Here is a 25,443-nt window from a genome sequence, read left to right as displayed (position 1 = left end):
GCTCCCGGACGTGTGGCACCCTGCCTCGCGTGAGCCGCCGCCCGTCCCGCCGGACGTTCCTCGCGCCGCGGGTGCCGCGGTGACCACCGGTCTCATCGCCGGGTGCGAAACCCGTTCCGACGAACCGCACGGCAGACCCGCGCTCCCGGCCCCGGTGCCCGCGGCGGGCGAGCACCAGGCGGGGATCACCGAACCCCGGGACGCCCAACCCAACCTGCTCGTCGTCGTGGCGGACCTCGATGGCACCGCCGCGGTGGGCCCGGTGCTGGCCGAACTCGGCCGGACCGTCCTCGCGCTCACGGCGGGCACCGACCCGCGACTGCTCGGCCTCGCCCCGGGCGACCTCACCGTGACGATCGGGATCGGCCCCCGGATCGTCCGGTTGTGCGACCCGGCGCTGCCCGGTGCGACCGACCTGCCACCGTTCTCCCGCGAGGAGATCACCGATCGCGAGCGCGGCGGCGACCTGCTGGTGCAGGTGTGCGCGAGCGACGCCGTGCTGCTGTCGGCCGCGGCGTCCGCGCTCCTGGACCGAGCGGGTGTCCGCGAACGCTGGCGCCAGTCCGGCAGGCGCGGCCCGGGTGTCGCCCTGGCCGAGGACCGCACCGCGCCGCGGAACCTGCTGGGGTTCGTCGACGGCGTCGTGGGACCGCACACGCCCGCCGAGCGGCGACGGGACCTGTGGTTGGCCGGACCGCCGCCGGTGGCCGGTGGCACCATCGCCGTGCTCCGCCGCATGGAACCCGACCTGCGGCGGTTCGCCACTCTGTCCACTCCGGACCAGGAGGCCGCCATCGGCCGTCACCGCGACACCGGTGTCCCCCTGTCGGGCGGTTCCGCCGCTGCCGGGCCCGACCTCGGCGCCAAGACACCCGACGGCAGGTACCTCGTCCCCGCCGACGCCCACGCGCGCCGCGCGGACGCAGGCGCGATCGGTGTCGGCCTCATGCTCCGCCGCTCCTACAGCACCGACGAACCCGCGCCCGGCCTGCTGTTCGCCTGCTTCCAGAACGACCTGCGGACCTTCACCACCACCCTCACCCACATGGAGCGCTCCGACGCGCTCCCCCCTTCACCAAGACCACGGCGAGCGCGACCTTCCTGGTGCTCCCGGGGTTCGACCGGCAACGGCCGCTCGGCTCCACCCTGTTCCCCGGCGGCTGAACCGGGCGCCGAGAAGCCATCGCCTCCCGCACCGACGCCCGGCTGCCGCCGTGGACCCCGCGCGAACGCCGACGAGGTGACCGTGCTGGCCGCCGCGGCGACCCTGGCCCTGGCCACTGCGGGCACCGCCGCCGACCCGGTCGACACCGCCGACGACCTCCTCGACAACGGCATCGGGCTGCTCAGCGGCAGCGGCAACGGCCTTCTCGGCGGTGGCGCCGGAGGCGGTGGCCTTCTCGGCAGTGACCTCCTCGACGGCTGACCGCGCCACCGGAACCGGGGACTTTCACCCACCACCCCGGAGGGGCCTGCTGCCCGCAGGGCACCGTTCCCCACGATGCACCCGCCTCACCCTGTTGACTCTTGGTGATGACTGGATCACAATCGGTGCACCCCCGAGTGAGGAGCGGTGCAATGAAACTACTGAAGAAGCTCGTGCGTCGTCGTCGCTTTGCCTCGTCCGGTTACTACGCCTACCCGGCTGTGTGATCCGGTTCCACGCCCGGGCCGCCCGCGCGGGCGGCCCGGGGAGGACACCACCGGGGTGAGAGACCCGCGACGCGCGCTGGCCGCCGCGGCGCGGTCTGGCGATGGTGTGGTCGAACTGCACCCCGGCACGTGGCTCGTCACCGACCCCGCGACCACTGATCGGCTGTTGGCGAGCAGGCACGCGCTGCCTGCCAGGGTCGAGCAGGGGGCGGCCACGACATCTTGGGGTGTGGACGGCCTGCAACGGTGGATGGCGGCGCGACGAGCCATGCGCCCGTGGCTGACCCCGTCCGCGGCCGCCCGGTTCGCGCCTGCGATCAGCGCGCACGCCCGGAGCGCCGTCGTGCGGTGGGCGTCCGCGGCGGACATCGACGTGATGAGCGAAGGTTCCGGTCTGCTGTCGACGGTCAACACCCACTACATCCTGGGTCGGCCCTCCCCCACCCTCACCCGCCTCGTCGGGGAGGAGCTGTCGGCCGCGGAACGGGCACGCCCGCCGCTGTTGCGCCGACGTCGGCTGCTGCGCGCCCAGCTCGCCACCCTCACCACCGTCCACGACCACCTGCGCACCGAGGTGCCTCCCGCGGACCTCGTCGCCGCACTGGCCGACGCGGGTCTGGATGAACGGACCACCGCGTTGGCGGTGCGCACGATGTTGTTGTCGAGCCACCACGTCCCGGCCGCCGCCCTGGCATGGGCGCTGCACGAATTGTCCTCGCGCCCCGATCTCCAGGAACAGCTGCGCGGGGAAACCACCGCCCAGCGCGACCCCGGTGGCACCGATCTGCCGCTGTGCCGGGCCGTCGTGCGTGAAGCCCTGCGCCTGCACCCACCGGTCTGGCAACTGCGGCGCGTGCTCGACGCTCCCGTGCTCGACTTCCCGGCAGGTGCCGAATTGCTGTTCAGTCCCCACATCAACCAGCGGGACCGAGCCGCCCACCCCGATCCCGACCGGTTCGACCCGCACCGCCGCCACCCCGACTCCCACCCGCCCCCGGGGGCCTACCTGCCCTTCGCGCTGGGGCCCCGCTTCTGCCCCGGGTCCCACCTGGCCATCGCCGAACTCGTCGTCGTCATCGCCACCGTTCTCGACACCCACGTCGTGGTGCCCCACCACGCCCCCGCACCCGCACGGGGCACCCTGAACGCGCCGCGCGGCCTGAGGTTGACCTTCCTCCCGCACAGGCCACACCGGTGAGCGTCCACTCGTCCAGAAGGCAATACCGACGGCCTCGCCCGGCTGCCTTCGCCCGCTGCGCTGGTGGATCTGATCGCAGCCGCGGCCCCTCGGCAACAGCGGCGGCGAACCCGTACGAGCGTGCTCCGACGATCACCGCACGACGAGAACGGGAGCGGTGGACAGCCGCGCGGCGAGGGCGGCGTTCGCCTCGGCCTCCCGGGGTGTGCGGCGGCCGAGCCCGCAGGCCGCGGCGACCGCGTCGACGGGCCGACCGAGGACCTGTTCGACGAGTTCGAGCGCGCGGGCGGAGGCTTCCGGGTGGTGTTCGTCGACCAGGCCCGCGAAGAGTCGGATGTCACCGCGCAGGCGGCGCAGGACCTGGTAGTCCGACGGTTCGGTCGAGGGCGCGGTCTCGCCGTCGCACAGCGCGACGTGCACCGGCGGCATCGGGCGTCCGAGGCGGTCGAGGCGCGCGGCCAGGTTGTTGGCGAAGTCGACCAGTGGGCTCAGGTCGCGTGTGTCGGCGATCGGTTTGTGCGCGAGGTCTCCGTGGCACCAGCCGTGCAGGATGAGCGAGGTCTGCGGGGGCAGGGCGGCGATGACGCCTGCGAGCTGGCGGGTCAACAGCGCGGTCACCAGCGGCCACACCGCACGGGGCACCCGGTCGTAGGCGACCATCACCGCGGGGCTCTCCAATTGGATGACGACGTGCTCGTCCTGCCGGTCGGCGAGTCGCTGGACCTGCTCGACCTCGGCGGTGATCGCGGCGGTGAATGTCGGCAGGTGCTTGATCGCGCCGCGGATCGCGCGCAGCGCCGCGGCCGGGGGCAGCAGGCGCATCACCGCGCTGGGGACGCCGAAGGCGAACAGGCTCAGGTCCAGCGGCGCGGGCATCGACACCTGGTGCGGGGGCAGGTGCGCGACACCGAGCCCACGGCGGGCGGCGATCGCGGCCGGGACCTCCTGCGCGCGTCGCGGGCCGACGTCACCGGGGTGGAGGGTCGCACCGCGGCGCACGCGGTACACCGGCATGCGGGTGTAGTCGGAGGAGTCGCCGTCGAGCACGAGTTCCAACGGGCCGCGGTCGCGCAGGCCCTCCAGCCACTCGATGATCCAGCGCGGATCGCGGTCACACGGCAGGGTTGTCAGCTGCGCGGGGGCGGTGTGGTCGAGCAGCCACCGCATGCCCGCCCGGTCCGTCTCCGACAGCGCGGGCGGCAGCGAGCCGACGAAGTGCACGCGGCGCCGGTCACCCGGTGTGGCGCCCGCGGTCTCCGCCGCACTCCAACCGCGGTGGTCCAGCGGCGACGTGGCCACTCCCCCGCCTGCGCCGGGTCGGGGGGTTTCTCCCCGGAAACCCCGTCGGTGGTCCGCCGCCACCGGCAGGAGCCGCAGCAGCCGCATGGCGATCCGGGGCCCCCGCCCCGCTGGTCGACGGCGGCGGGCACGGTCTGCGAGTGCGTGGGGGGCGGCTCCGACCACCGTCGCGAGAACGACTCCACCGAGTCCACTGTAGACTGATTTGCGCATGTGCTTCCCTGACCTCGGTCGTTGTCGGGAGGCGCACGGCCCGCGGGTGGGCGGTGCGCGATCACAGAAGGCGTCGCCACCACTTTTCAAGCAGCGACGCGACCGACGATAAACAAGCAGAAACACACCACGTAACCGTATTTAGCCTGCATTTTGTTGCCTCGAACAAACGACACAGAAGGGAGAACCCTCAATGTCCTGCGAACGTGCACGCGCAGGCACCACCGCGCTACCCAGCGCACTTGCTCCGTCGATGGACAGATGCGAACACCGACACCTTTCCGCCCTCACTTCGATGACGCCGCGCGCCCCATTCGATACGAACGGTTTCCAGCGCGGCGACGGAGCGTCCGGTCCACGAGTGAACAAACCCGTTTGAGGGTTTCGATCGTGGGCCACTCAGTATTTTCCCGGATGGCAGGTTCCGACAGCACCACCGATGCCGCCAGTCGAATGACCTCGTCGATGTTGTGGACCTGATCGAGATCGTGGTCGACAATCCTGCTGCCCGACCCCGGGCACAGCAGACCGGCCGTCCCTCAAGCGGCTTTCACACCGCGTGGCTGACCTGGGTGGTGAGCCACGTGGCCAGGGCTGTCCGGTTGGGCAGCCCCAGTCGTTCGCGGATGCGGCGCACGTGCGACTCGACGGTGCGCGGGGACAGCCGCAGCACGTCGGCGACCTCGGCGTCCTTGAGGCCTTGGGCCACCAGCCGGGCCACCTGCCATTCGCGCGCGCTCAGCTTGCCCTGCCGCTCGACCGGGTCGACGCCGTCGGCATCGTCGGCATCGGCTTCGACGGTGCGCAGCAGGCGCAGTGCCGAGGCGACCGCCTCGTGCGCGCCCATCCGCTCCCCGGCGGCGGTGTGGTGTTCCATCGCGGACTGGCCCAACCCGACCACGCAGCGGGCGGTCGCCTCGCGCTGCACGCGCCACCACTGCGGCAACCCGCTCACGGTGACGCCGATGGACCGCAGCATCACCGCGACCGCGCCGAACAGCTCAGCCGCCTCCTGCCAAGCACCCGCCGCCGCGGCGAGGACCGCGGACTGGTGCACCGCCCACGTCCTGCCCCATGTGTCGCCCATTCGCTCCTGCGCCCGCAGGGCGGGCCGCAGGGCCGCCGCCGCCCGCCCGAGGCGGCCCTGGTGGTACTCGGCCACGGCCAGGCCGATACCCGCCCACGACGACGCCCACACCGCTCCCGCCGCCTCGGTCCCGCGGCGATGGACCACGGCCGACTCGACGGCGGACGCCGCCCCGCCGAACGATGCCACGAGGACCAGGAACAGCTCGGCCATCGCCTCCTCACCGGGGGCGTCCTGCTCCCGGGCCGCGGTCACCGCCCGCGTCAGCACCTCGGGCGCGCTGCCCGCCACCACCGCACTGGGGGACAGCCACAGCGAGACCCCGTGGGCGGTCAACAGCACCGGCGGCTCCGGGCCCCCCACGACCGCGTGCAGCCACCACGCCCGGTCCAGCAGTTCCCGGCCCAGGTCGCACCGGCCCTGGCACAGCGCCAGGAAGGCGCCCGAGGCCACCGCCTCCACCTCGACAACGCGGTGTTCCCCGGGGTGGTGGCGGGCAGTGGCGGCGAGGGCGTCGGCGATCTGCTCACGGTCCTCGCGGAGCCGCCCGGCCCAGATCCCCGCCCGGGTGCGGGCCCGATCGACCACCAGGCGCAGCCCGTCCCACACGGTGTCCGGGCTCGCCAGCAGCCTGCCCAGTGCCGCGGCCGCGTTCGGCCTGTTGGCGGTGAGGGTTTTGAGGACGTCCTCCTCGCGCGGGCTGTACCAGGTGTTCGCGGCACAGGCGGCCTGGGCGAGGTAGACGGCGGCGTGCGCGTCTCGAATCTGCTCGCGGGGGGTGCCCTCGGGCACCAGGGCCACGCCGTAGGCGCGGACCTGCTCCAGCATCCGCAGCCGCACCTGCCCGTGCCGCTGTTCGCGCACGAGCACCGATCGGTGCAGCAGTCGCCCGATCAGCGCGGTCATCCGGTCGCGGTCGACGCCGAGGGCACAGCCGAGGTCGTGGGCCTCCTCGGGGGAGAAGCACCCGGAGAACTGCGACAGCGTGGCCCACGTCGCGACCTCATCGGGGATGAGCAGCTCCCGCGCCCAGTCCACGACCGCCCGCAGGGACCGGTGGTGGGCTCGGTCCTCGCGCTCCTCGGTCCCCCGCAGTGCCAATGGGTCCTCGCGCAGCCTGCGCACGAGCTGGTCGAGGTTCTGGCCCTCCAGGTTGGCCGCGGCGAGCACGATGGCCAGCGGCAGCCCGTCGAGCAACCGGCACAGCTCGCGCACGGCGTCGTCGTGCGGGTCGATGTCCACGTCGTGGTCCGCGGCCAGGTGCGCCAGCAGCCGCACCGAGTCCGGCACCGCACCGGAGCCGTCGAGGCTGTCGGTGTCCAGCGTGGGCACCACCAGTGGGCGCTCCCCGCTCAGCAACAGGTGGTGGGTGCTGGTGGCCAGCACCCGCACCCCGTCCCCGGCGGCCAGCAGCCGCGGCAGGAGCGCGCGCACCGCGCCGATGACGTGCTCGCAGTTGTCCAGGACCAGCAGCACCCGCCGCCCGGCCAACCGGTGCGACAGCGCCGCCTCGACGCCCGCGTCGTCGGTGTTGTCCGGCACCCGCAGCGCGACCGACAACCGCGCCAGCACCCTGGCCCGCACCCGCGCCGGGTCCTCCCCCGGCCCGGCGCGCTCGACGTCGGCCAGGCCGACCAGGACCACGCCGTCCGGGTGCGTGCCCGCGTCGGCCACCCGGTGCGCCAAGCGCACCGCCAAGCGGGTCTTGCCGACACCTCCGGGACCGACCAGCGTCACCAACCGCCGAGTCGCCAGCAACTCCAGCCCCTGGGCCACCTGCTCAGCACGCCCCACGAACACGTCCAGCTCCGGGGGCAGCGCCCCGCGCCCGCCGTCCGGCAGGCAGGCCACCGACGGCCGGGGTGAGCCGAGTGCGCCACCCGGCCGCGGCCGCTCGTGGTCCGACGGCGGGCCCGTCACCGGCGGCTCATCGCGTTGTCGTCCGTCCGCTCCGCACGTCATCGCCAACCGACACCTCCGGCTCCCGACAGGAGCGGCCGAACTACCGACCGTAGCCATCGCCACCTCGAAACCACACGTCCCACTCAGACCCGAACAAATCTCTCAACCGCCGTGCAACCTGCAACAGCGTTTCATGGCAGTGCATTCTGGTGACGTCGCCGAGTATAGGCAGATGGTGGTCTCATTGGACAGATCACTGTGGACGGTCAGCAGAGCGAGCTTGGACGATCACAGAAAGTGACACTTGGTCTGACGTCAACGACACAGCAAGCGAAGACCCACCAGCCGCTTTCATGGGCACAAAGCCAAGGCAGGCAAGGGAACCGATCCTTCGCAGAGGACAGTCACACCTCTGGCCCCACGCCCGCCACCCAGGTGCCGCTGAACACGACGAGGCCAGGTTCACCCTTTCGCTTCAGCCAAATCCCCAACCGGTAGGGAAGTGGACCATGTCCAGGTGTGTCACCAGCGCGCAGGGTCCCCGATAGGACAGTGTGCCGCGATCGAGATCGAGCAGGCCCGCCCGATGCGGTGGCGTCCCAGCCCAACAGTCGGACGACGGTGTTCCCGCCCCGGTTTCCGCAGGACCTGCGATGCCGGTGCTGATCATGGTATTGGCCCCCCGGCACCGCGACCGACCGGCTCGATGCCGTGCGCACGGGGCGACACCCCGAACAGGGGGCCGATCCGGCGCATCCGCAGGTTCGTGCGCCAGTAGGTGGCCACCAGCAGCACCCGGTCAGCCAGGCCCAGCGCCCACTGCCTGCCGGGGCGGCCGTCGGCGATCTCCTCGCCTCCATGCACGGCCACAACCCGCACGAGCTTGCGGAACCAGGCGGGCCGCAACCCGGTGAACGGGAAGATCCACTCCGGGCTCGATGCTGAGATCACCTGCACAAGGACATGATCAAACACCTGCCACAGCGACCAACCACCGGGTTACGAGACAGCCTTCAAAGTCCCTTGCCGGTGGGCGATCAGGCGGTGATGTTCGACGATCCTGCGATCCGATGGGCTCTGGCCTCCCAGCTGGTCCGGGAGTTGAACGGTTGCACAGTTGTCGACCTGTGAGGGTGCGAGGAAAGAGTCGGCATGGCGATTGCTCCATTTTCGGAGGTTGTCGGCACCCCATTCACCTCACCGAAGCATTCCCCCACCGCACCACTCGCATCCCGGCTTCCCGGGCGGCCTCGACCGGCACAACGCACCGCGTGTCGACCAGTACCGGCAGCGCCATCGTCGGCTTCAGCTCCGCCCACGACAGCGCACCGAACTCCGGCCACTCGGTCAGCACCACCGCCGCCACCGCCCCCTCCACCGCGACCTCCGCCGACTCCACCACCTCAACCCCGTCAACCGCCCCACGCACACACGGGTCGTAAGCACGGACCACCGCCCCGGCGGCCACCAACCGCTCCACCACCCGCAGTGCGGGCGAATCCCGCAGGTCATCAGTTCCGGCCTTGAACGTCAGGCCCAGCACGCCGACCCGCGCCCCGCGCAGCGGACCGGTTTCGGCCATGACCCGCCGCACCACCCGATCCGCTTGCCGGTCGTTGGTCGACATCGTGGCCGTCAGCAGTGGGAAGTCCACGCCCGCCGCCTCCGCCGCGGCGGCCAGGGCGCGGGTGTCCTTGGGGAAGCACGAGCCGCCCCAGCCGGGGCCGGGGCGCAGGAAGTCGGGGCCGATGCGGGTGTCGGAGCCGATGCCCTCGGTCACCGCGGCGACGTCGGCGTCGAAGACCTCGCAGAGTTCGGCCAGGGAGTTGGCGTAGGAGAGCTTCATCGCCAGGAAGCAGTTCGCCGCGTACTTGACCAGTTCCGCCGTGGTCGTGTCGGTGACGATCGCGGGGGCCTCCGGGTACAGGGCGAGCACGGCGCGCGCGTCCTCCGGCTGGGTGGCGCCGACGACGATGCGTTGCGGGTGCAGGAAGTCCGCCACCGTGTGGCCCTCGCGGAGGAATTCCGGGTTCGACACGAGCTCGATCCCGGTCTCCCGGGACAGTGCTGCCGCCGTTCCCGGCGGGACCGTGGACTTGACCACCACCCGGCAGTCGCGGGGGCCGATCTCGGCCAGCACCGAGCGGACCGCTCCCAGTTCGGCGGCGCCGTCGGGGCCGGAGGGGGTGGGGACGCACAGGAACACGAACCCGGCTTCGGTGAAGGCTTCCGCGTTGGCGCCGGTGAAGCACAGCGCGCCGGAGCGCAGGCCGTCGGAGACCAGGTCGGGCAGGTCGGGTTCGTGGGCGGTGACCTCGCCGCGGCGCAGGGCGCTGACGCGGTCCGCGTCGCGGTCCGCGCACACCACCCGGTGGCCCAGGGCGGCGAAGCAGGCCGCCGTGGTCAGTCCGACGTAGCCCGCGCCGATGACGCCGATCGCGGCCATCCCGTCGCTCCTCTCGATCGTCCGGCCGGTTGCCCGGCCACCAGGTCGCGCACCGCGCCGAGCACTTCGGGCACGGTGATCCGCAGCAGGCCCGGGTCGGGTGCCGCGGCGAAGGTGTCGCCGGTGCCGCCGTGCCAGAGCACCCGGTGCGGGCCGGACCTCGGTCCCCACCGGGCGGGCGACACCGGGCCGAACAGCAGCACCGAGGGCGTGCCGAACGCCGTGGCGACGTGCGCGACCCCGGTGTCCCCGCACACCACGACCCGAGCCCCGGCGACCAGGTCGAGCAGCGCGCCCAACCCGCCTACCTGGGTGCGCGCGGCGCCGACCGCCGCCACCAGGTCCGCCTCGTCGGGGCTGCCGGTGACCACCACGTCCGGGCCGAGCTCCCCGGCCAGTTCGGCGTACCGGTCGGCGGGCCAGCGGCGGGAGCCGTGGCTGGCGCCGGGGTGCACCACGATCGCGCCGTTGCGCTCCCCGGCGGGCAACCGCAGGTCGTCGGGGTCGGCGGGGATGCCGTGGTGCGCCAGCAGGGAGCACCAGCGCAGCACCTCGTGCTGCTCGTCGTTCCACGGGTGCTCCGGGCCGTGGGTGATCAGCTCGCCGGGGTGGGTGGCGCGGAGCAGGTCGACGCTCTGCGGGCCGCGCCCGTGCAGGTTGATCGCCAGGTCGGGTTCGGCGTACTCGATCGGCACCAGGCCCGCCGTGGGCAGCAGCCGGTCGACGGCGTCGACCCGGTCCACCACCTCCGCCAGCCACCGCGGGGCGGCCAGGGTGATCTCCGCGTCCGGGTGGGCCCGGCGGACGGCGCGCAGCGCGGGGACCGCGGTGAGCAGGTCGCCCAGGCCCAGCGCGCGCAGGATCAGGATGCGCACCGCCGCACCCCCCGGTGCCGCAGCTCGCCGCGCAGGCGGTGCGCGCACGCCGCGGGTGGGATGGCCGCGCTGGTGGCGACCATCCGCAGCACCTCCTCCGGGGTGCGCGGTCCCGGGGCGATCCGCTGCGCGGCGAACGCGGCGGTGAGCCCGGCCCACACCCCGGCCAGGGCGAGCGCGGTGCGCCGGGCGCCGAGCAGACCGGCGAGCACCGCGCCCGCCCCCGCCGCCGTGGTCAGGGCATGCGCGCGCAGCCTGCCGGGGTGACCGCCGATGCGGTCGCGCCAGCCGGGGCCGAGCAGCCTGCGCATGAGCGCGTCGTCGGCGTTGCCGCGCTGCTGGCGCAGGCTCGCCCAGAAGTCGGACGGGCGCACCGGGTGGGTGGTGTGCCTGCTGCCCGAGACGATCCGGTGGCCCCGGTCCTGCACGCGGACCGCCAGCTCGGCGTCCTCCCGGTAGGCGCGCGGGAAGCGCTCGTCGAAACCGCCGACCTCGGCCAGCACCGAGCGGCGGTAGGCCATGTCCGCGGTGATCCACTTCGCGTCGGCCAGCCCGGCGGTGCCGCGCTCCCAGTCGGTCGGCGCCCGGTCCGGCGGCAGCGGCACCGACAGCCGGGCCTGCGTCGCCCCCACGTCCGGGTCGACGTCGAGGTCCTCGGCCAGCCGCGCCCGCCAGTCCGGCGGGGGGAGCACGTCGTCGTCGAGGAAGGCGACCCACTCCGCGTCGACCGCGCGCCAGCCCGCGTTGCGCGCGGCGGCGGGACCGCGACCGCCGCTGTGCACCACCCGCACGGGTGTTGTCATCCGGTGCGGCAGCGGCAGGTCACCGGGCACGGGCCGGTCGTCGACCACCACGACCTCCACCGGCTCCGGGCCGTCGCCGGTGTGCAGGGCGTCGAGCACCGCGCGCAGGCTCTCCCGGCCCACGGTGGGGACCACCACGGCATAACGGGCCATCGGAGCGTGGGTCATCGCGGCGCGGGTCATCGGCGCACCGCGAAGCCGCCGATGGCCAGCAGGTCGACCGGCGCGGACCCGAAGCACTCCAGGGCGTCGCGCGGGTCGTCCACCATGGGCCTGCCCGCGGTGTTCAGGCTGGTGTTGACCACCACCGGCACCCCGGTCCGCCGCTCGAACCCGCGCAGCACCCTGGCCATCAGCGGCTCGCTGTCGGCGGAGACGGTCTGCGCCCGGGCCGTTCCGTCCACGTGCACCACCGCGGGGATGCGGTCGCGCCACTGCGGGCGCACGTCGTGCACGAACAGCATGTACGGGCTGGGGATCGGGCCGCGCTCGAACAGCTCGGCGGCCCGGTCGGCGAGGACCATCGGGGCGACCGGGCGGAACTGCTCGCGGCCCTTGACGTCGTTGATCCGGGTCAGGTTCTCCTGGTGGCAGGGGTTGGCCAGCAGCGACCGGCGGCCCAGGGCCCGCGGCCCGTACTCGCTGCGGCCCTGGAACCAGGCCACCACCTGGTTGTCCGCCAGCGCGGCGGCGACCTCCTCGGCGATGTCGTCGGATCGGGTGTAGCGGACGTTGGCCGTGCGCAGCACCGCCTCGATCTCGTCGTCGGTCCAGCCCCGGCCCAGGTCGGCGCCCGGCATGGCGGCGGCGGGCTCGCCCTCGGTGGCGGCGACGTGCAGGGCGGCCCCCAGGGCGGTGCCCGCGTCCCCGGCGGCGGGCTGCACCCACACCTCGTCGAACGGCCCCTCGGCGAAGATGCGGGTGTTGGCCACGCAGTTGAGCGCGACCCCGCCCGCCATGGTGAGCCTGCGCTGACCGGTGCGCTCGTGCAGCCAGCGGACCAGGTCCAGCAGCACCTCCTCCACCCGGACCTGCACGCTGGCCGCCAGCTCGGCGTGCTCGCGGGTCATCTCCTCCCCCGCCTCGCGGCGCTTGGCCAGGGTGTCCCAGTCCACGGGGGCGACGGAGAAGCCGCCGTCGTCCTCGGCGCGGATCAGCTCGCGCATCAGGTCGAGGTGGCGGGGCTCGGCGTAGGAGGCCAAGGCCATCACCTTGTACTCGTCGCTGGAGCGCAGGAAGCCCAGGTGCTGGGTCAGGTCCTCGTAGAGCAGGCCCAGGGAGTGCGGCAGGTGCTGGGCGGCCAGCGTGGTCAGCCGGTGGTCGCGGTAGCTGCCAGCCAGGTGCGACCCGCACTCGCCGCGGCCGTCGGACACCAGCACCGCGCAGTCGCCGTCGAACGGCGCGGCCAGGCCCGCCGAACCCGCGTGCGCCACGTGGTGCGGGACGAACCGCACGATCGCCGGGTCGAGGCCGGGCAGCGCGGTCGCCAGGAACAGCGGCGCCCGCCGGGCGTACTCGGTGCGCAGGTCCTCCCACGGCACGTCCGACGGCTCGGTCAGGTCGGGGTCGTAGGAGTAGGCGACCGCGTCCAGGTCGGCGGGGGTGAGCCCGGCGTGCTCCAGGCACCACCGGGCGGCCTGCTCCGGCTGCTCCCAGGCTGAGAACGGCACCGGGCGCTTGCCGTGCTTGCGGCGGGAGAAGCGCTCCTCCTCCGCGGCGGCGACGATCCGACCGTCCACCACCAGCGCGGCGGCGGGGTCGTGGAAGACGGCGTTGATGCCGAGGACGCGCACGGCGGTCTCCTTCTGGCTGTCGGGAACTGGTTGGCGGTGTTCTGCGGGTTCGCCCGGTCAGCCGAAGGACCGGCGCAGGCCCTCGTCGAGCGGGATCTTGGGCGACCAGCCGAGGACCTCCCCGGCCAGGGTGATGTCGGGCTTGCGCCTGCGCGGGTCGTCGGTCATCGCCGCGACGTGGCGCAGTGGCGAGGAACTGCCGGTGACCTCGACGACCCGCCGCGCGACCTCCAGCACGGTGACCTCCTCGGGGTTGCCGAGGTTCACCGGCCCCGGATGGTCGGAACCGGCCATCGCCAGCAACCCGGCCACCAGGTCGTCGACGTGGCACAGCGACCGGGTCTGCTCGCCGTCGCCGTGCACGGTGAGCGGTTCGCCCGCCCTGGCCTGCCGGACGAAGGTGGGCACGAGCCTGCCGTCGTCCGGGCGCATCCGCTCCCCGTAGGTGTTGAAGATGCGCACGATCCCGGTGTCGACGCCGTGCTCGCGGCGGAAGGCGGCGGTCAGCGCCTCCCCGTACCGCTTGGCCTCGTCGTAGACGCTGCGCGGGCCGATCGGGTTCACGTTGCCCCAGTACGACTCGCGCTGCGGGTGCTCGACCGGGTCGCCGTAGACCTCGCTGGTGGAGGCCACCACGATCCGCGCCCCGCTCCGGTGCGCCAGCTCCAGTGCCCGCAGGGTGCCCAGGCCGCCGGTGAGCAGCGTGCCGACGGGCCTGGCCAGGTAGTCCACCGGTGAGGCCGGGCACGCCATGTGCAGCACCAGGTCCACCCGGCCGCGCACCGGCAGTTCCCCGGTCACGTCCGCGACGACGACCTCCAGGCCCGGGTCGTCGGGCAGGTTGTCCAGCGACCCCGTGCTCAGGTCGTCCACGCACACGACCGACACGCCCCGGTCCAGCAGCGCCCGGCACACGTGCGACCCGAGGAACCCCGCACCACCGGTGACCGCCGCCCGTTCAATGCCCATGACCGAGAGCTACCCGCCGATCGGCGCCGTAACCGGACAACCCCGGTTCGAGGAACGGTCGGTTCGCGCACACCCCTGGCGGTGGAGGCCCCCGCCGGGCGTATCATCGGTGTTTCGGGGCCGTGGGTGCCGTGGGCAGAGGAGGCCGGATGGACGCCGTACCGGCCTCGCTGCGCATCGCCCAGGAGTCAGCGGGCACCGCCGTCGTCGTCCGGATCGCGGGTCCCCTCGACCGCTCGCACTACGCCGAGGTCCGCCGCCACCTGCTCAAGTGCGCGACCGAGGCCCCCTCGGCCATCGTCGTCGACGTGCGCTCGATGGAGTGCGCGGACCCGGTCGCGCTGTCGGTGTTCGTGACCGTGGCCGACCAGGTGGCGAAGTGGCCCAGCGTGCCGCTGCGGCTGGTGTGCGGGCGCGACAGCCGGGCGGTCACCGCTGCCAGCCCGCTGCGCCGGTTCCTGGACGTGCACGCCACCACCGAGGAGGCGCTGGCCGCCGATTGCGGCAGCACCCGCGTGGTGGCCAGGATCGAACTGCCCAACGACCACTCCGCGATGCGCATCGGCCGCGGCTTCATCCGCGACACCCTCGTGGTGTGGGGACTGGACCGGGTCGCGCAGGACTGCCTGCTGATGAGCGCCGAACTGGTGCAGAACACGATCCAGCACACCCTGTCCGCCCCCACGGTCCGCCTGGAGCACCGCCGCGGCGTCCTGACCATCGCGGTGTACGACGACGACCCGACCCAGCCCCAGCACGCGGTGGACCCGGGCAAGGGCCTGTCCGGGACGCACGGGCTGGACCTGGTGGCGTTCCTGGCCACGGCGTGGGGCAGCGCGCCCACCCCCACCGGCGGCAAGGTCGTCTGGGCGACCCTGCGCACCGGGGCGCGCGAACCCGCCGGGCCCGGGTCTGACGGTGATCCGGACGCGGATCGGTCCTGATTTCGGCGCCGGGAGGCGGCCGGGACGCGGTGGGCCTGGCGGTCGTCGCGCGGCGGGCCGTCAGTCGTGGACGGGGTCCATCACCAGGATGGCGCCGCGGGTCTGCTCGTGCTCGTTGCGCAGGGAGCCGCAGGTCAGGCGCAGCCGGATCGACTGACCGCGGCGGTTCACCGCGTCCATGACGAGCACCTCGGTGAACGCCGGGTCGATGAGGGCGACCCCCAGCGCCTGCCGCAGGTCCGCGACCGGCAGGCCGACGTCGAGGTCCAGCAGGTGCCTGCCGGTCGTCTCGTCGTTGCGCAGGCCCCACAGCTCCTCGGCGCCGCGGTTCCAGGCGCGCACCCGCAACTCCAGGTCCACCACGACGATCCCCGACCGCAACGACCGCAGGACGTCGTCCAGGAACTCGCTGACGTGGTCGAGTTCGATGCTGCGCTCGCGGAGCATCTCGTTGATCGCCTGGAGTTCGTCGTTGGTGGACTGCAACTCCTCGTTGATCGTCTCCAGTTCCTCGTTGGTGGACTGGAGTTCCTCGTTCGTCGTCTCCAGTTCCTCCACGGTGGACTGGAGTTCCTCGTTCGTGGTCTCCAGTTCCTCGTTCGTCGACTGGAGTTCCTCGTAGGCCACCTCGAGCTGACGGTTGGCGTGGGCCAGCTCGTCGAGCAGGACGCGGGTGGCGGTGATGTCGTGGAAGGTGACCACCACGCCGACCAGGCCGTTGTCGCCGCCGGTCAGCGGCTCGACGACGACCCGGAACCAGACCGCCGCCATGCCGCCGCGCTGCCACTGCACGTCCTCGACGCGCACCGCCCGCCGCTGCACCCTGGCCACGTCCACGTGACCGCGCAGCTCGACCGGGCGGTAGGACACCTCCAGGTCGCGCAGCGGCTTGCCGATGTCGGCCTGCGACAGCCCGAACACCGCCTCGGCCCTGGTGTTCAGCAGCGCCAGCACGTCGTCGGCCGACACCACGAGCTGCGCCACCGGGGCCGCGTTGAAGGCCAACTGCCGCAGTTGCTCCATCTCGCCGAACCGGTCGTTGCCGATGTCCGGGGGCGCCTCGACCCCCACCGGTCCGAGTTCGACCCGCGAGCTGGGCGCCCTGCGGAAGATGCGCCGCTTCAACTCCACCGGCTCGAAGATCCGGCCGTGCGTCAGCAGCATCTCCGCCTTGCCGAGGAACAGCAGCCCCTGCGGCGCCAGCGCGAAGTGCAGCCTGCGCAGGATCTTCGACTGGGTCTCGGCGTTGAAGTACATCAGCGTGTTGCGGCAGGTGAGCAGGTCGATGCGCGAGATCGGCGCGTCCTGCACCAGGTCGTTGCGGCCGAAGATGACCGACCGGCGCAGGTCCTTGCGGAAGGCGAACTCGCCGTTGACCTGCTCGAAGTACTTCTCCAGCAGCGGCGGGGGGACCTGCGCCACCTCGGCGGCGCTGTAGACGGCCTGCCTGGCCTGGGCCAGCGCGTGCTCGTCGACGTCGGTGGCGTAGATCTTCACCCGGCGGCGGAACTGGTCGACGCCGAGTTCCTCGGCCAGCACCATGGCCAGGGTGTAGGCCTCCTGGCCGGACGCGCAGCCCGCGCTCCACGCCCGGATGGGGTCCGCCGGGGAGCGGGCCGCCACCAGCGGGCCGAGGAGTTCGGCGCGCAGGTGGTCCCACGCCTCCTGATCCCGGAAGAAGCCGGTGACGTTGATCAGGATCGTGTTGAACAGCGCGCTGAACTCGTCGGCGTTGGCTTGGAGGTGGTCGGTGTAGTCGGCGAAGTCGGCGATGCCGACCTGCGTCATCCGCTGCCGCACGCGCCTGCCGAGGCTGGTGCGCTTGTAGCCGGTGAAGTCGAAGCCGCGCGCCCGCTTCAGGTGTTCCAGCAACGCCTCGAAGGCCGGGTCCGCGTCCATCGGTCCGACCTGGTCCGGGCCGCTCACCCCGAACCGTCGGCGACCTGCACACCCGCGCCGAGGTACTTGCGCAGGGTGTCCATGGCGTGCGCGGTCTCGGTGAGCTTGCCGCGGTAGCGCTCGGCCACACCGGTGCTCCCCCGCTGGTCGGCCCGCTCGGCCATCTTCCTGGTGAGGCTCGCCTTCTCCTCCAGCACGCGCAGGGCCACCCACAGCGCCCGCTCCCACTCCGACCCCTGGGCAGCCAGCAGCGCTTCCGCGGTCCAGGCGTGCCCCACCCGGCAGCGGTAGCGGCCGTCGCCGATGTCGGCGAGGCTGCCCTGGCAGTCCGGGCAGGTGTAACCGGAGGCGGGCCCGAGCACGTAGGCGTCCGGGTCGGGATCGGGCTGGACGTCGGCGGCGATCGTGTTCTCCCGTTCCGTGATTCCGGGCGGCATCGCACCCGCGGCGCCCACCTGCTCCCCCACGACCTCGGCGAGCACGGCACCGAGGGCGGACGCGGGCGCGACGTGGTCGGCGCGCACGGTGCGCAGGGCGTTGTCCGGCATCCCCCGGTAGAGCGCGTCCTCGGGGTCCTGCACGAGGACCTTCCCACCGCGCGCCGAGATCGCCACCAGGCCCGCGACCCCGTCGTCGAGCGTGCCGGAGAGCTGGACCCCGATGACCCGCGGCCCCAGCGCGATGGCGGCGGAGCGGAACAGGACGTCGATCGCCGGGCGGTGCCCGCTCTCGGTCGGGCCGTGGGACAGGGCCAGGGCGTTGTCGAGCACCAGGGTGTGGTGGTCGGGTGGGGCGACGTGGATGGTGCCGGGGCGCAACGGCTCCCCGTGCCGCACGACCCGCGCGGGCAGGGGCCCCGAGCGGTTCAGGATGGCGGCCAGCGAACTCGTCCCGCCCGCGGGCATGTGCAGCACGACGACCAGTGCCGCGGGCAGGTCCGGTGGCAACCCCGCCACCAGCGCCCGGAGGGCCTCGACGCCGCCCGCGGACGCGCCCACCACCACTGTGTCCCGTGCCCGCGTCATCCGACCTCCTGGGAGGAGGCTACCCACCGGCCCACACCGGCCGACCACCGCCGTCAGGCCGGGTCGGTCTTCGCGACGGGCTCGGCGTCGGAGTCCACAGCGGTGCCCGGGTCCACAGCGGCCGGTTCCGGGTCGCTGAGGCGGTCGCGCACGTGGTTCCACACCACGGCGATCATGGCGGCGACCGGCACGGCCAGCAGGCTGCCGGTGATGCCCGCCAGGCTGCCGCCCAGGGTCACCGCCAGCAGCACCACCGCCGCGTGCAGCCCCAGGCTCTCGCTCTGGATGATCGGCTGGAAGACGTTGCCCTCCAACTGCTGCACCACGACGATGATGGCCAGCACGATCAGCGCGTCGGTCAACCCGTTGGACACCAGCGCGATCAGCACCGCGACCGCCCCGGCGAACAGCGCCCCGACGATCGGCACGAACGCCGAGACGAACGTCAGCACCGCCAGCGGCAGCACCAGCGGCACGCCCACGATCCACAGCCCGATCCCGATGAACACCGCGTCCAGCAGACCCACCAGGGCCTGCGACCGCACGAACGACCCCAGCGTGACCCAGCACCGCTCGGTCACCGCGGGCACGTGCGTGGCCAGGCGCCCGGGGAGCTGCCGGGTCAGCCACGGCAGGAACCGGGGCCCGTCCTTGAGGAAGAAGAACATCAGGAAGATCGCCAGCACGGCGTTGAGCAGCCCGCTCGCCACGGCACCCACCCCGGTGACGGTGGCGTTGGCGATGTCCCCGGCGCTGTCCTTGATCCGCGCGATCCCCGAGTCCAGGGCCGAGGAGACCTGCTCGTCGGCGATGTTCAGCGGTGGCCCGGCCGCCCACTCCCGCACGCGCTGGATGCCCGCCACCACGCCGTCGGACAGGTCACCGGCCTGCTGCACCACCGGCAGCACGATCAACGTGCCGATGCCCGCCGCGACCAGCAGGAACAGCACGGTGACGACCGAGGCGGCCAGCGCGGGGCGCCACCGGTGCCCGCGCAGGAACCGGGCGACGGGCCAGGTGAGGGTGGTGAGCAGGAGCGCGATCACCAGCGGCCAGACGACCGACCACATCCGCCCCACGACCCACAGCACCACCACGGTCACCGCCAGCAGCAGCAACACGTCCAGCGACACGCGCGCCGAGTTGCGCAGCACGGTCCGGGTCTTCTCGGCGTTCAACGTGGCGCGCATCGGGTCATCCTAAACAGCGTCGTGGGCGGGCTCGCCGCACCAGTCGATCTCTGCGGTTCGAGCCGGGGTTCCATGGCAGGCGCGCGCCGAAACACGGTGATGATCACGCATTGGCGACCAACTGGTCACCGACGAGGTCGATGCCCAGCGAGCCGCCCGGGTTGACCAGGACCGCCACTCCCGGGAGGACGGTCAGCAGGGAGCGCAACGACATCGGCCGCACCGCCGTGCCCTCCGGGACGTGGCGCGGCGCGGAGTAGGCGGGCAGGACCCTGGCCCCGGTGGGGGCGATCAGCACCGCGAGGTCGCCGTCGGGGGCCAGGCCGATCAGGAACTCGTGGTCCAGGGCGGCCCGCACCGCCGCCTCGTAGGGCAGCCACTCGGCGGCCACGAACGCCAGGACCTCCTCGAAGGCGTTCTCCGGGCGGGGCAGGCCGCGGCGGCGGGGGCTGGGGCGGTAGTCCTCGTTGACCCAGGTCTCGCCGGTGAAGGCGCCGTCGGGGCCGATCTTGTAGGCACCGAGCAGGGTGGGGACGGGGACGCCGTCGATGTGGCGGGGGTCGACGTCCGGGTCGGCGCAGTACAGCCAGCCGCCGGGGGTCCTGGTGGCCTCGGCGCGCATGGCCGGGGTGATCGGCGGCAGGCCCGGGTGGGCGGCGAGGCGGGTCGGGTCGGGCAGCAGGGTCGGGTCGAACGCCCGGTACGCGGTGGTGGCCAGGCACTCCACCAGGTGGCGGTCGGGCAGGTCGTCGAGCCAGTTCCCGGGGAAGGCCCGGATCCCGTGGCGGGCGCCGAGCAGGGCGCCGACGGTCATCCTGGTCAGGTCGTCGAGGGGCACCCCCAGCGCGTCGAACGGCCGGTGGCCCAGCTTGACCACGACGAGCAGCGCCCGCTCCCAGGGCGTGCCCAGGCCCGCGAGCTGTTCGGCCAGCGGGGTGTCCTGCTCGCGCATCGCCACGACGTGCCCGAACGCGCCCAACTCCCGCAGCACCGCGGTCAGCTCGCCGCGGTCGGGGCGCAGCAGGAGTTCGAAGACCGGGCTGACGTCGTCGACCCAGTAGCCGCCGAGCTGCGGCCGGGCGGCCGAGGCGACCGCGCCGAGCAGCCCGGTCGTCTCCTTGACCTGCGGTCCGCCGGGCGCCGACCAGCGGTCGAGCCACCCGGCGGGCCGCAGCGGGAGACCGGTGCCTGCCAGGTCCGGCGCCCACCCGGCGGCCTTGCGCACGAGCAGGTCGGTGGCGTGCAGCAGACCCGCGGTCAGGCCGCGGTTCGTGCCCGAGACGCGGTCGCCGAGGGCGAAACCGAGGTAGGCGCCGACCACGCTGTGCCAGCTGTGGTGGGCGGGGCCGGGTGGGGCGATGGCGGAGAAGGTGGGCTCGTCCCAGTACCGGCCGCCCTCGGCGTCCCAGAACGCCTGGGCGGCGGGCGGGCGGGGACCGCGGCGGCCGCCCTGCTTCCACGCCCGGACCTCGCGCAGCTCCTCCCACTGCCTGCCCCCCAGCTCGAACCCGGCGGACTGGGCCCGGTCGAGCGCGTCGGCCAGGTCCGGGGGGAAGCCCCGGTGCCCCGTCGGCGGCGGCACGGCGGGTCCGGGGTAGCGGTCGAGGACCCGGAGCAGCTGCTCCCTGACCATCCGCGATTCCGGGGTCATCCCGGGGCTGATCAGGATCTCGTCGACCGGCACGTCCGTCAGGATCTGGCGCGCGGTCTTCTCCAACCACGCGTGCGTCCCGGGCGGCAGGTACGCGGGCGAGGTGTGGGCGTCGAGGCGGGTGGATTCGTCGCTGCCCGCGTTCGCCAGCCGCCCGTCGGGCGTGAGCGGCAGGTAGAGCTGGACGTCGAGGAGGGCGGCGACCTCCTCGGCGGTGTTGAGCCAGCCACAGCGGTAGTAGCCGAACGCCTTGTCGGCGGGGGTGTACGGCAGCGGCTCACCGCGCCACGCCGGGCCGCGCACGTACTTCGGGTTGCGGCGGAACTGCTCGGGGTGGTCCTCGCGCTGCCACCCGAGGATCGCCCCGATCGGCACGTCCACGTGGGCGAAGGTCTCCGCGTCCCACTCCTGGTCGACGTAGACCCCGGCCGCGGTGGGCGCGGGCCAGGACTCGGGAACCCCCGTGGACCAGCCGTCGGGGGGGACGTGGCGGCGCAGCGGGCCGCCGTCGTCGGGCACCTCCACGGCAGGCAGGGGCACCAGCGCGTCGTCGGGGTCGGTGAGGTCGTAGGGCACGTACCAGTCGCCGCGGATGAGCTTGACGTGCTCGGTCAGCACCGCCAGCCGGTCGGCGCCGGCGCCGTGCTGCTCGCGAATCCACGCCTCGGCGCGGGTGATGGCCTCGGCGCGGTTCATCGGGTGTCCTCCCGGTCCAGTGCGGTTTCGAGACCGCGGGTGAGCCAGCGCAGGAACGCCGGGTGGTTCGCACCGCCGCTGACCCGCACCCGGTGGCCCGCGGGGTCGACGGTCATCCGGCCGATCCCGTCGAGCAGCACCCGCTCGTGGAACAGGTCGACGTACGGCAGTTGCAACGCGGCGGCCAAAGCCAGCGCGTCGTGCTGGATGGTGCCGGGGTGGAAGCGGGTGAACCACCGGTCCAGGTGCGCGGCCACCAGCCGGGCCCAGGCCGGGCCCGCGGCGAGCGCGCGGTGCAGGTCGGAGCCCTCGGTGATCTCGATCTCCGGGGTGAAGGTGGTGTCCGACAGCACGAGCTTGGGCAGCTCGGCGGTGCTGACCAGGGTCGCCGCCGCCGCCGGGTCGACCCGGAAGTTGTGCTCGGCGCGGGACGGGTCGCGGTAGTTGATCGCCCCGCCCATCTGCGTCACCACCAGCCGGGCGCGCAGGTCCGACCGGGTGGTGAGGACGCGGGCGAGGTTGCTGGCCGGTCCGATGCCCACCCACCGCACCGGCCCGTCGGTGCGCGCGCACACCTCGGCGACAGCCTCGACGACGTCCCCGCCCTGCGCGGGCACGTCGTCGGGGACCAGGCCCTCGACGCAGTTCATCCTGGTGTTGCCCAGGTCGGCTCCGGCGACCACCGGCACGTCCGCGCGGCCGAGCAGGTCCAGCAGGTGCCGGGCGAACCGGGCCCGCTCCCCACCCAGTTCGTCCACTGTGGTCACCAGGGCGAGGGTCGGCTCGGCGGCGGCGAGGACCAGCGCCACGGCGTCGTCCGGGTCCCCGCCCGCGTCGGTGTCCACGACGAGCGGGGCGCCCACCTCCGAGGGCGGGAACGGTTGCCCGGCAACGGTTTGCGGCAGGCCGAACCGCGCCAGGTCGACCAGCGCCCGCCGCTCCCGGTTCAGTTCCCCGCTCACGACCGGCCCACCCCCGTCCGCGCGGCGCACTCGGTGCGCTCCCGGACCGGGGGCAGCGCGTCGAACTCCGCCCACACCCGGCGGCGGGCCTCCGGGTCGAGGTCGCGGGTCCGCTCCTCGACGTCCTCCACCGCGCCCTCGTCACCCCGGCGCACCAGGGAGTCCACCACCTCGCGGAAGCGCGGGTCCGGGTCGTCCCCGGCCACCCACGACCGCACCTGGTCGCGCCCGCGCTCGGCCCGGGCCGCCAACGCCGCCCGCCACGGCCCGCCCCCGGCCCGCCGCGCGGCGGCCTCCTCGGCCACGTCGACCACCGCGCGCGACAGTACGACCTCGGTGGCGTGCCGGTCGAAGCACCCCGGGTTCGGGGCGCGGGTGGCCAGGGCCGGGCTGTGCCCGTCGCGCCCGGGGAACACCACCCGGTGCCCGGGGTCCGCCGCCACCTTGGCCACCAGGTCGTCGTGCGTCCGCGCGGCCACGTCCACCACGGTGTACCCCCGGGCCACGTCGTGGGTGTCGGCCAGGGCCCGCCGCAGCGGGTCGGTGCTGCCCGACTCGGCGTCCACCTCGTCCACGGCCTGGTCGCGCCGCTCCCCCGGCGACCGCCCGTACCCGCCGTCGTCGGGGACGTCGGCGTGCGCGGTGTCATCGGTGTGGTCGGCGGAGAGCAGGCACACCTCGGTGGCGCCCGCGGGCAACTCGGCCAGGCGGCCGGTCTGCGGATCGGCGAAGGCCACCCCGCCCGGGGTGTGCACGACCCGCACCACGTGCCCGATCGCGTGCCCGTCGGCGTCGGTGTACCGGAACGCCACCGCCCCGCGCGCCCCCTCGGGCGTCCGCGCCACCGCGGAGGCGACCGCGTCGAAGTCCCGGTGGCTGGTCCACACCCCGCCGAGCGCCTCCCGCACCCGCGACAACCGGCCGTCGGTGGCGACGTCCTCGGGTCGGGTGGGGGCGGCCTGGGCGGGTTCACCGTGGTGGCGCCGCTCGTCGGCGAGCATCGCCTCGACGCAGTTCGTGCGGTGGCCGTCGGCGGCGCCGCTGTCGGCGTGGTGGGGGTTGATGTCGCCGTAACCGGGGAAGTGCTCGTCGAGGAAGGCCTGCCGGGACTGCTCGTCGCCGACGCCGCTGTGCACGGCGGGTTCGGTCAGCGGGGGGCCGGGGCGCGCCAGGCCCTCGGGTTCTCCGGGTCCTTCGAGACCGTCGAGGGCGGCGCTGATGGAGCGTGCCGGGGTTGGCGGGGGCTCGGCGGGGTCCTGGTGGGCGGTTGTGTCGGCGCTTGTGTCGGCGCTGTCGGGCTGACGGGAGCCGTCGGTGGGCTGGTTGTCGGTGTGCTGGTCGCCGGTGGGCTCGCCGTCGGGGTCGAGCAGGGAGGGGTCGAAGCGACCGCCGATCGGGGTGTGGTCGCGTTCCGAGGCGCCCGGGTCCGGGGTGGGGTCGGCGGCGGGTGCGGGGTCGGCGGGCGCGTCCGGGTCGCGCCCCTCGGCGATGGCCCGTTCCCGCTCCTGCCGCTCCAACACGTGCTTGGGCGGGGCGACGGGCGGTGGGACGTGCCCCTGGTCGGGCTGTTCCAAGCCCTTGGGATGCGCCGGGGCATCTTCCCGGGCACCGCCGGTGTAGTGCGGATTGGGTTCGAACTCACCGAGGTAGACGTTGCCCCGGGCGTCGGCGAAGGTCTTGTGCCAACCCTCGACGTGGCTGAAGTGGATGCCACCGGGGAAGAGGACCTCCCCCTCCCTGTACTCCGTGCCGCTCTGATCCCCCGCCCTGGCCTGGGTCTCCTCGGTGAGGGTGCCGCCGGGCGCCTTGACCCGGTAGACGTACCCCTCGGACTTCGCCCCGAAGCGCGCCGCGATGTCCACCGACTTCGAGGTGCTGACGTAGGCGTTGGTGGTGCCGAGGACGTGCTTCTTGATGTCGACGACCCCGTCCGGGTTCTTCAACCCGAACCCCTGCTCCCTCGCGATCTCCGACGGCGGCCGCGAGTCACCTCGGTAGAGCACATTCCCGTCGTCAGCCCAGTCGTCGACCTTCCTCTTGACCTGCTCCCAGCCGGAGGTGTCCGGCCCGATCGCCTCCAGTTGCACCCGGGGGTGCTCCCCCGGCCCCGGGGGGTCGTACCCGCTGAGGTCGTGGTCGCGCGGGGCGTGGTCGACCGGCACCGGCTCGGAGTAGTTCAGGTGCGGCACCAACTCCTTCCGCGCCGGGTAGGGCGGACCGTCCGCCTGCGGTGCGGGACCGGTGTGCGCCTGACCGTGGCCGTCGCGGTGCGCGGGCCGGTCCGACGCGGTGCCGGGATCGGCGGGGCGACCGTTGTCGGGGTACTGGTTGGGATCGGCGGGACGCCGAAGCTGCTCCGCTTGCACACCGTGGTCCCGGTGCACCTGCTCGGCCGGGCGCCGGTGCTGACCGGTGGGCGCCTCGGGTCCGGCCGGGCGCCTGCGCGGGGCGTGCTGATCCGGCTCCGGGAAGCCACTCGCAGGGATCTGCTGCCGGTCGGGCGGCTGCGGCTGATCAACCGGACGCTGGGGGCGCGAGTCGAGGTGCGGGGCATGCCGATCCGGCTCCGGGAAACGCCCCGGAGGGGGCTGCCTGCGATCGGGCGGCTGGGGCGAACGGGGGTGCGCTTGGCCGGGCTGCGTCTGATCAACCGGGCGCTGGGGGTGCGGGGCGTGCTGACCCGAGTCCGGGAAGCGGCCCGCAGGTGGCTGCTGCCGGTCGGGCAGTTGCGGCTGATCAGCCGGGCGCTGGAAACGCGAGTCAGGATGCGGAGCGTGCTGACCCGGTTCCGGGAAACGACCCGCAGTTGGTTGCCGGCGGTCAGACGGCTGCGGCGGA

General features: G+C 73.6%; 16 protein-coding genes and 1 pseudogene. 3 read left to right on the top strand and 14 right to left on the bottom strand.

Features of this window, described 5'->3' with window-relative positions; translation table 11 throughout:
* Positions 1-79 precede the first annotated feature (79 nt).
* Positions 80-1,426: a Dyp-type peroxidase gene (locus DFQ13_RS02200; protein ID WP_233427463.1), complete on the top strand. Its 1,347-nt coding sequence runs from the start codon at positions 80-82 to the stop codon at positions 1,424-1,426.
* A gap of 282 nt (positions 1,427-1,708) precedes the next feature.
* Positions 1,709-2,851 (top strand): cytochrome P450, encoded by a 1,143-nt coding sequence (locus tag DFQ13_RS02190; RefSeq protein WP_146241039.1) that lies wholly within the window; start codon positions 1,709-1,711, stop codon positions 2,849-2,851.
* 132 nt (positions 2,852-2,983) lie between these two features.
* On the opposite strand, the gene DFQ13_RS02185 is transcribed toward DFQ13_RS02190, so the two are convergent.
* The 8 genes and pseudogenes from DFQ13_RS02185 to DFQ13_RS02150 all read right to left on the bottom strand — a co-directional run bounded on the left by DFQ13_RS02185 (position 2,984) and on the right by DFQ13_RS02150 (position 14,238).
* Positions 2,984-4,150, bottom strand: coding sequence for a hypothetical protein (locus DFQ13_RS02185; protein ID WP_110078609.1), 1,167 nt, complete (start codon positions 4,148-4,150; stop codon positions 2,984-2,986).
* A gap of 763 nt (positions 4,151-4,913) precedes the next feature.
* On the bottom strand, positions 4,914-7,370 hold the full coding sequence (locus DFQ13_RS02180; protein ID WP_035279893.1) for an ATP-binding protein: 2,457 nt from the start codon (positions 7,368-7,370) through the stop codon (positions 4,914-4,916).
* Between the two features lie 696 nt (positions 7,371-8,066).
* Positions 8,067-8,309 (bottom strand): annotated as a pseudogene (locus DFQ13_RS02175) (transposase family protein); the annotation flags it as partial.
* A gap of 235 nt (positions 8,310-8,544) precedes the next feature.
* On the bottom strand, positions 8,545-9,798 hold the full coding sequence (locus DFQ13_RS02170; RefSeq protein ID WP_035279894.1) for a UDP-glucose dehydrogenase family protein: 1,254 nt from the start codon (positions 9,796-9,798) through the stop codon (positions 8,545-8,547).
* A complete protein-coding gene (locus tag DFQ13_RS02165; protein WP_035279895.1) occupies positions 9,756-10,673 on the bottom strand; it encodes a glycosyltransferase family 9 protein in 918 nt (305 codons plus the stop codon). Before DFQ13_RS02165 ends, DFQ13_RS02170 begins: the two co-directional genes overlap by 43 nt.
* Entirely contained in the window at positions 10,661-11,659 is a 999-nt protein-coding gene (locus DFQ13_RS02160; RefSeq protein ID WP_324608956.1) for a glycosyltransferase, read from the bottom strand. Before DFQ13_RS02160 ends, DFQ13_RS02165 begins: the two co-directional genes overlap by 13 nt.
* On the bottom strand, positions 11,656-13,269 hold the full coding sequence (locus tag DFQ13_RS02155) for a carbamoyltransferase family protein (protein ID WP_110078607.1): 1,614 nt from the start codon (positions 13,267-13,269) through the stop codon (positions 11,656-11,658). Before DFQ13_RS02155 ends, DFQ13_RS02160 begins: the two co-directional genes overlap by 4 nt.
* Before the next feature lie 57 nt (positions 13,270-13,326).
* Positions 13,327-14,238 (bottom strand): NAD-dependent epimerase/dehydratase family protein, encoded by a 912-nt coding sequence (locus tag DFQ13_RS02150; RefSeq protein ID WP_110078606.1) that lies wholly within the window; start codon positions 14,236-14,238, stop codon positions 13,327-13,329.
* 149 nt (positions 14,239-14,387) lie between these two features.
* Here DFQ13_RS02150 and DFQ13_RS02145 point away from each other — a divergent pair, with 149 nt between their 5' ends.
* The gene (locus DFQ13_RS02145) at positions 14,388-15,182 is read left to right on the top strand and encodes an STAS domain-containing protein (RefSeq protein WP_110078605.1); all 795 of its coding nucleotides are present in this window, start codon (positions 14,388-14,390) and stop codon (positions 15,180-15,182) included.
* Between the two features lie 60 nt (positions 15,183-15,242).
* Here DFQ13_RS02145 and DFQ13_RS02140 read toward each other — a convergent pair whose 3' ends face one another.
* The 6 genes from DFQ13_RS02140 to DFQ13_RS35465 form a co-directional block, all read right to left on the bottom strand.
* Entirely contained in the window at positions 15,243-17,081 is a 1,839-nt protein-coding gene (locus DFQ13_RS02140; protein ID WP_035279962.1) for a CheR family methyltransferase, read from the bottom strand.
* A 23-nt stretch (positions 17,082-17,104) separates the two neighbouring features.
* A complete protein-coding gene (locus DFQ13_RS02135; protein WP_110078604.1) occupies positions 17,105-18,106 on the bottom strand; it encodes a chemotaxis protein CheB in 1,002 nt (333 codons plus the stop codon).
* A gap of 53 nt (positions 18,107-18,159) precedes the next feature.
* Positions 18,160-19,296: an AI-2E family transporter gene (locus tag DFQ13_RS02130; RefSeq protein WP_035279899.1), complete on the bottom strand. Its 1,137-nt coding sequence runs from the start codon at positions 19,294-19,296 to the stop codon at positions 18,160-18,162.
* A gap of 103 nt (positions 19,297-19,399) precedes the next feature.
* Entirely contained in the window at positions 19,400-21,643 is a 2,244-nt protein-coding gene (locus tag DFQ13_RS02125) for a hypothetical protein (protein ID WP_035279900.1), read from the bottom strand.
* Entirely contained in the window at positions 21,640-22,605 is a 966-nt protein-coding gene (locus DFQ13_RS02120) for a nucleoside hydrolase (protein ID WP_035279963.1), read from the bottom strand. The genes DFQ13_RS02125 and DFQ13_RS02120 overlap by 4 nt, the downstream gene beginning before the upstream one ends.
* Positions 22,602-24,971 (bottom strand): scabin-related ADP-ribosyltransferase, encoded by a 2,370-nt coding sequence (locus DFQ13_RS35465; RefSeq protein ID WP_146241037.1) that lies wholly within the window; start codon positions 24,969-24,971, stop codon positions 22,602-22,604. Before DFQ13_RS35465 ends, DFQ13_RS02120 begins: the two co-directional genes overlap by 4 nt.
* Between the last annotated feature and the right edge of the window lie 472 nt (positions 24,972-25,443).

It is taken from the genome of Actinokineospora spheciospongiae (assembly GCF_003182415.1).
Lineage (GTDB): Bacteria > Actinomycetota > Actinomycetes > Mycobacteriales > Pseudonocardiaceae > Actinokineospora > Actinokineospora spheciospongiae.
This window is presented reverse-complemented; position numbering and strand designations above follow the sequence as displayed.